Annotated in this window: 5 protein-coding genes and 1 tRNA gene; 2 read left to right on the forward strand and 4 right to left on the reverse strand. The window is 56.4% G+C overall.

Going from position 1 to position 6,272, the window contains the following annotated elements:
• Positions 1-16: 16 nt before the first annotated feature.
• The 3 genes from sdhA to sdhC are packed head-to-tail and all read right to left on the reverse strand — an operon-like array spanning position 17 to position 2,530.
• Positions 17-1,789 carry a succinate dehydrogenase flavoprotein subunit gene (gene sdhA, locus DKW72_RS09225; RefSeq protein ID WP_111642054.1) on the reverse strand — a complete coding sequence of 591 codons (1,773 nt, stop codon included), beginning with the start codon at positions 1,787-1,789 and terminating at the stop codon, positions 17-19.
• Between the two features lie 4 nt (positions 1,790-1,793).
• Positions 1,794-2,162, reverse strand: a complete 369-nt coding sequence (gene sdhD, locus DKW72_RS09230; RefSeq protein WP_111642055.1) for a succinate dehydrogenase, hydrophobic membrane anchor protein — start codon at positions 2,160-2,162, stop codon at positions 1,794-1,796.
• Complete coding sequence (gene sdhC, locus DKW72_RS09235) at positions 2,156-2,530, reverse strand: succinate dehydrogenase, cytochrome b556 subunit (protein WP_111642056.1); 375 nt, start codon at positions 2,528-2,530, stop codon at positions 2,156-2,158. The genes sdhD and sdhC overlap by 7 nt, the downstream gene beginning before the upstream one ends.
• A 480-nt stretch (positions 2,531-3,010) precedes the next feature.
• Here sdhC and DKW72_RS09240 point away from each other — a divergent pair, with 480 nt between their 5' ends.
• Positions 3,011-4,291: a citrate synthase gene (locus DKW72_RS09240; protein ID WP_111642057.1), complete on the forward strand. Its 1,281-nt coding sequence runs from the start codon at positions 3,011-3,013 to the stop codon at positions 4,289-4,291.
• Positions 4,292-4,584: 293 nt separating this feature from the next.
• Here the strand turns inward: DKW72_RS09240 and DKW72_RS09245 are convergent, their stop codons facing one another.
• Positions 4,585-5,775 carry an alginate export family protein gene (locus tag DKW72_RS09245; RefSeq protein ID WP_232522363.1) on the reverse strand — a complete coding sequence of 397 codons (1,191 nt, stop codon included), beginning with the start codon at positions 5,773-5,775 and terminating at the stop codon, positions 4,585-4,587.
• 416 nt (positions 5,776-6,191) lie between these two features.
• Here DKW72_RS09245 and DKW72_RS09250 point away from each other — a divergent pair.
• A tRNA-Ala gene (locus DKW72_RS09250) sits at positions 6,192-6,267 on the forward strand.
• Positions 6,268-6,272 lie beyond the last annotated feature (5 nt).

Consider the following 6,272-nt stretch of genomic DNA (forward strand, 5'->3'; position numbering starts at 1 on the left):
GATCAACTCCCCTGCATTAATAGGTGCGGATTTGCGGTTTAAAGGTCTCCATGGTGCGGGGCTTGAAGTTCACCTCGCGCTTGCCCACACGCTTACCGTCCGGGAAGTACATGGAATGGCACAACCAATTCTCGTCGTCGCGCTCCTGGAAATCGTCGCGCGCGTGAGCACCGCGAGATTCCTTACGCTCCTCAGCCGCAACCGCTGTGGCCTCGGCCACTTCCAGCAGATTCTGCAACTCCAGCGCTTCGATACGCGTGGTATTGAAGGCGTTGCTCTTGTCGGTGATGCTGACGTTTTCGATACGCTCGCGCAGCGCAGCCAGCTTTTTGATGCCTTCCTGCATGAACTCACCCTTGCGGAATACGCCGAAGTAGTTCTGCATGATGGTTTGCAACTCGGCACGCAGCTCCGCAGGGCCTTCACCGCCTTCAGAGGCGTTGATCTTGTTCAGACGCGCCATGGCCGCCTCAATATCAGCGTCGGTGGCTTCACGGTGCTCTACGCCTTCACGCAGCGCTTTTTCGATGAACTGGCCGGCAGAGCGACCAAACACCACCAGATCCAGCAACGAGTTACCGCCCAGACGGTTGGCGCCGTGGACCGATACGCACGCGGCCTCACCGCAGGCATAAAAACCTTCGATGACCTTGTCGTTGCCACTCTCATCCAGAGTCAGGGCCTGACCGCTGACATTGGTCGGGATACCACCCATCATGTAATGGCAGGTGGGCACCACCGGGATCGGCTCTTTGACCGGGTCCACGTGGGCAAAGGTGCGCGACAGCTCACAGATACCGGGCAGGCGGCTTTCCAGCACTTCCTCACCCAGATGATCGAGCTTCAGCAGTACGTGATCCTTGTTCGGGCCACAACCGCGGCCTTCCAGGATCTCCAGCACCATTGAGCGGGCCACGACGTCACGGCCAGCCAGGTCTTTGGCGTTGGGTGCGTAACGCTCCATAAAGCGCTCGCCTTCGGCGTTAATCAGGTAACCGCCCTCGCCGCGGCAACCCTCGGTCACCAAGGTCCCCGCACCGTAAATGCCGGTGGGATGGAACTGCCACATTTCCATATCCTGCATGGGGAAGCCTGCGCGCAGCGCCATACCAATGCCATCGCCGGTATTGATGTGGGCGTTGGTGGTAGAGGCATAGATACGCCCCGCGCCGCCGGTTGCGAATACGGTGGCCTTGGACTTCACATAGACCACTTCACCGTCTTCAATATTGATTGCGACCACGCCGACCACGGCGCCGTCCTGGTTCTTCACCAGATCGACCGCGAACCACTCGTTCAGGAACACGGTGTTGTTCTTGATGTTGTTCTGGTACAAGGTATGCAGGAGCGCGTGCCCGGTACGGTCAGCTGCCGCACAGGTGCGCGCCGCCTGGCCACCCTTACCGAAATCTTTGGACTGCCCACCGAACGGACGCTGGTAAATACGGCCGTTTTCGGTGCGCGAGAACGGCAAGCCCATGTGCTCAAGCTCAAACACCGCTTCCGGGCCCACGGAGCACATATACTCGATGGCTTCCTGATCACCGATATAGTCCGAACCTTTGACGGTGTCGTACATGTGCCAGCGCCAATCGTCATTCGGATCTGAACTGGCAATGGCGCAGGTAATGCCGCCTTGCGCGGAGACCGTATGCGAGCGGGTCGGAAAAACCTTGGTGATTACCGCTGTTTTGTAGCCGGACTGGGACAGCTGCAGAGCGGCACGCATGCCCGCGCCGCCGCCGCCAATTACAATACCGTCAAACGAAATAGTGCGAATATTTGCCATCAGATTAGATTCCCCAGATGATTTCAATGCCCCACACGGCGTAAGTCACCGCGACTACGGCCAGGATAACCTGGGCGATCAGGCGCAATACGACGGCTTTGCTGCCCATCATGCGCTCCGTGAGGTAGTCGGTCAGTACGGCCCAGAGTCCGATCCAGGCGTGTGCAATCACTGATACGAGCGTAATCAGGGTGAAGATGCGCACCCACAGCTGACTGAACAGTGTCTGCCACTGGGCGTATTCCATCCCGGGGTTCAACAACAGATAAAAAACGATAAACAAAGTGTATGCTGCCATGGCGACCGCGCTCACACGCTGGACCAGCCAATCGTAAAGGCCACTACGGCCAAAACTGGTTACTGCCGTTACCATACCCAGACTCCTGCCAGAATAATCAGTACTACAGCCACGGCCAATGCCACCCAGGCACCGATGCGACCACCTTTAAGGGACTCGCCTAAGCCACAATCCATCAGCAGATGGCGCACCCCCATAACAGCGTGATACGCCAGGGTAGCGAGCACGGCCCAGACCACAAACTTGATCAACGGGGCACTGAGTGACTCTTGCAGAGCAATAAAACTCTCCTCACTGCGCAGGCTCGCCGCGAGCAACCACAGCAAAACAGCAGTGCCGGCAAACAAAAATACGCCAGAGAGACGATGGAGAATAGAAACGATAGCGGTAATGGGAAGCTTGATGGTGGAGATATCGAGGTTAACAGGTCGATTGCTTTTCACGGTCGTTAATCACCTTTTGGCCCGATGTGGGCAGGTTGACGGAATGCGCGTTCAACGCGTCGGTTTCCAGCGCGCGATACACCTCTTTCAGCCAGTGCACCACTCCCTGCAAAGTCGCGCCGTATTATAAGGACTCAGGGTATGAAACACAAATGCAAAAGGGCCGAAAATAGCGCTTCAGCGGCATTTTTGGGCACCAAATGAGGGCATGATGATATACGTTTAGCATACCATTTGAGATCTACCCCCAAAAACCGCTATAAGTCATACAAATAAAGGTGATGAAATTCACACCCAGAGCTACCCGAGCGTTCGTATCTCCTCTATAATGCCGCCTCCCAACGGTACCATCCCGGCGGTTTGACAACTGCCTGAGGGGCCCTATAGTGACCCTCATTTGACACGCACATCGTGTATACCCGGTCTGGCCCCGCTGCCATACCCGCACGCAAGATCCCACAGCAACTACAGGAGTCCGTAATGACTGACAAAAGAGCACGTTTAACGGTCGACGGGCTGGAAGCACCTATTGATTTGGCAATTCATTCCAGCTCTGTCGGCCCCGACGTGATTGACGTCTCCGGCCTGACCAAGAAAGGCTACTTCACTTACGATCCCGGTTTCATGTCAACCGCCCCCTGCGAGTCCAAAATCACTTACATCGACGGCGGCAAGGGCGTTCTGCTGCATCGCGGCTACCCCATCGACCAACTCGCCGAACACTCGGACTATATGGAAGTGTGTTATCTGCTGTTAAACGGCGAGCTGCCGACCGACGCGCAGAAGAAGGCTTTCAGCGATGCCGTCATGGCAAACGCCAAAGTCGACCCGAGCGTCGCCAACCTGATCAAAAGCTTTGCCCGCGATGCTCACCCGATGGCCATCATGGGCAGTGCGATCAATGCCCTGGCAGCGGTCTACAACAACGATATTGATATCAGCAAAGAAGAAGACCGGCTGCAGACCGCCTACCGTCTGATTGGCCAGGTGCCGACACTGGCCGCGATGGCCTACAAGCACAGCAAAGGCGAAGCATTTATTGAGCCCGACGCCAGCCTGAGCTATGCCGAGAACTTCCTGCATATGACGTTTGGCAAGGCGGGCGAGAAACCCAACGTCAAACCGGTGCTGGCCAAAGCCGTTGATCGCCTGTTTATTCTGCACGCCGATCACGAACAGAACGCATCCACCTCGACCGTGCGTCTGTCCGGTTCTTCGGGCACCAACCCGTTTGCGGCTATTGCGGCCGGCGTAGCCACCCTCTGGGGCCCTGCCCACGGCGGTGCCAACGAAGCGGTACTGAACATGCTCGACGAAGTCGGCAGCGTTGAGAACATCGATAAGTATGTCGCCAAAGCCAAAGACAAGGCTGACCCCTTCCGCCTGATGGGCTTCGGTCACCGTGTTTACAAAAACTTTGACCCGCGCGCAAAGGTGATGAAAGTCGCCTGTGACGAAGTACTGGTTGAGCTGGGCAAAGAAGACGAGCCGCTGCTGGATATTGCCAAACGCCTGGAAAAAATCGCACTGGAAGACGATTACTTTATCCAGAAAAAACTCTATCCTAACGTGGACTTCTACTCCGGCATTATCATGAAAGCAATGGAGATTCCCACCGAAATGTTTACTGTGATGTTTACCCTCGGCCGCGCTGTTGGCTGGTATTCACACTGGAACGAAATGGTGAGTGCGCCCTACAAAATTGGTCGTCCGCGCCAACTGTACACCGGCTACACCCAGCGGGATTATCCGCAGAAGTGATTGATCGGCTGGACATAAAAAAGGGCTGCATTTGCAGCCCTTTTTTATTGGGAGATATGTTTTGAAGGTTTGGTGCCTCAGGTGTCGGATTACGGCTCCGCCTAATCCGACCTACTGGAAGCAGCGTGCCATCGCATGAGTAGGTCGGATTAGCCCGCAGGGCGTAATCCGACAGAGCCGCACCCAACCCGGACCAACGCACCATCGCCCGAGTAGGTCGGATTAGCCCGCAGGGCGTAATCCGACAGAGCCGCACCCAATCCGGACCGAGGCACATCCCCAATTGTCTACAACTAAAAACTCGCTTCGGCCTGCAACCACAACTTCCGGGTGTCGGAGCCAAAATCGTCGGCCTGATAATCGGCATATTTGAGTAACAGCCCCACCGGCCCTACCCGCTTCGCCGCGCTAAAGGCAAACTCTTGCCCATAACTCACACTGCCTTCATCAGACGAGAAATCGTGAACCATCACCATCACATTCACGCCGGCGATAGCCGTGCCGGCCGTGAAGTATATGTTCTCGATCCCTGCCGCCGGAGTCTCCAGAAAACGATCCGTCCACCCCTGAAAGGCGTGCGCCGTCGCCAGCGGGGTCGCGAAAGCGGCTGCGCCACCATCCGAGCCAAGCAGCTCGTACCCCAGCTTGACGGTAAACTGTCCGAGCTTTACCGCGCCTTCCGCCAACAGATAATCCGCTGAATAGCTCATCGGGTTGTCGCCGGCATCGCTTTGGGTGGCGTACTCCAGGGTGTAGCTCAACTGCGGATTGATCACACCCTGCCAACGCACGCCCAGCGTGTCGCTGGAGAGCCCCGGTGCACTTTCATTGTCCAGCAGATACGCATAACCGGTAAGCGCACCAAACGACAGGCCATCGTATTTCACGTTGAGCAAGTGACTGTCGTGGCGATGATCACCAATGGGGTTCAATTCACCAAAGATGCGATTGACGTTATCCAGGTAGGCGTAAAAGATAGTGGTGTCCTGCACGCTCTTGTCCGTGATCGAAAAGGCATCGTAAGTCTGTTCGTTCTGACGCCAACCAACACCGCCGACAAAACGCTGGTTGTCCAGCAGGATACGCTGGCGACCCAGGCGCGCTTGGGTATCGCCCCATTGGTAGCGAATAAAGGCCTGATTGACTTCGGTACCCTCCGGGTCAGCGATAATGACCGCGCCGCTATTCATGGGGTCATTCCCCGCCGTGCGGTAGTCAACGCTATCCAGTTCGCGCACATCGTCAAACTCAAGCGCCAATCCCCAGCCCTGAAAGTCCCCCGAGCTGTAGGTCAACCGGGTGCGCAGGGTCAATGCACTGGCGTCCTCGAGCCCATCCCAGCTGACGTCCTCGTAGCGCAGACGAAAATTGAGCCCGGTGGTGCCTTCGCCCAGAGCCTGAACCAGGGTGGTGTCCGCTTGGGCGGTCGTCGTGCACAGGATTGAGGCAGCCGCGAGCGGAATTAGGGGCATGAGTTTATTCATGGTGTTCATCTCCGTGATGAGTGTCCGGTTAGGCGTGCAACAGGGCGTGAGCAAAGCCTGTGCCAGCTTCTGAAAACCCTTATAAAATCTTTTAAAAACAAGGTATTAGAACTGAAAACCAACACCAGCGAGGTAACCGCTTGCACGGCCGCATGCGCCAGCAAGGGGCCTTGCCCGCCCCTTGTGCGCCAGTTTGTGACAACAAGGTTACCGAAACACGCACCGAGGAATATCGATACAGATCAAAAAACCGACTAAAACCGCCCCGGTTTGGGGCATCACTTGCACACCGAGCGACCAAGCTGGGCAAGAAATCACCCGGCAGAGCACTTTTTCCTATTAAATCAGCCTGTTTGCTTGACAGCCCCGGGGGAATTGATAAAATGCGCCCCGCTTCTGCAGAGAAGCAAAGACATGGGGCCATAGCTCAGCTGGGAGAGCGCAACACTGGCAGTGTTGAGGTCAGCGGTTCGATCCCGCTTGGCTCCACCAAACAA

This window comes from Marinimicrobium alkaliphilum, assembly GCF_003259155.1.
GTDB lineage: Bacteria > Pseudomonadota > Gammaproteobacteria > Pseudomonadales > Cellvibrionaceae > Marinimicrobium_A > Marinimicrobium_A alkaliphilum.

Bases quoted from the DNA above. Each gene is read 5' to 3' on its own strand.
- sdhA (WP_111642054.1), bottom strand. From the start codon at position 1,789: ATGGCAAATATTCGCACTATTTCGTTTGACGGTATTGTAATTGGCGGC.
- sdhD (WP_111642055.1), bottom strand. From the start codon at position 2,162: ATGGTAACGGCAGTAACCAGTTTTGGCCGTAGTGGCCTTTACGATTGG.
- DKW72_RS09240 (WP_111642057.1), top strand. From the start codon at position 3,011: ATGACTGACAAAAGAGCACGTTTAACGGTCGACGGGCTGGAAGCACCT.
- DKW72_RS09245 (WP_232522363.1), bottom strand. From the start codon at position 5,775: ATGAATAAACTCATGCCCCTAATTCCGCTCGCGGCTGCCTCAATCCTG.